The sequence below is a fragment of the Bacillus sp. LR--39 genome, assembly GCF_053613335.1.
In genome coordinates this window covers 1-529 of sequence record NZ_JBSIOT010001532.1, presented here as the reverse complement: position 1 = coordinate 529, position 529 = coordinate 1, and the positions used below count along the sequence as shown (strand labels likewise).

General features: G+C 45.2%; 1 protein-coding gene and 1 pseudogene. Both read left to right on the top strand.

Annotation, left to right across the window (positions count from 1 at the left end; all coding sequences use genetic code 11):
* Positions 1-149, top strand: a pseudogene (locus ACWHAR_RS31620) (mannitol-1-phosphate 5-dehydrogenase); the annotation flags it as partial.
* 282 nt (positions 150-431) lie between these two features.
* Positions 432-529: hypothetical protein (locus tag ACWHAR_RS31615; protein ID WP_452088997.1), on the top strand; the 98-nt coding region annotated here is incomplete at its 3' end.

Genomic DNA, 529 nt, shown 5'->3' with positions numbered 1-529 from the left:
TGCAGTTTGATTGTGCCGATGATCCGGAAGCCGTTCAGCTTCAAAGCATGATCGCTGAAAAAGGCTATGCCGGCGTGCTTCGCGACGTATGCGGACTCGAAGAGGATCATTCTTTATTCAAACTGGTAATCAGCCATTTGAAAGCATAGCTTTAGATAGAATCGGGAGAGGGCGGCAGCCGGGCGGGGGCTGCCGAAAACAGAATGTATGAACAGGGCGGCGCAGATGCAACCTAATCTAGAAACATCAGCTGTGAGCTGATGTTTCTTCACTTCTTGAAAAGTATTTGCACAGATTTTAATAAAAAATTAATTAGTTTGAATTGAAGATTTTTTGACAGCGTTTTATGATAGGGATACCGTTTCAACCGCCGGAACCCCTTTCACCCCCCCCCCCCCCCGCAAAAACGACAACACCGGAGGCGGCGTTTTATGTATATGACAGCAAGGGAACAAAAACTAATGAAATACCTTTTGCATCAAAACCGTTATGTCAAAGTCAATGAAATTGCCGGCTATATAGAAGTCAG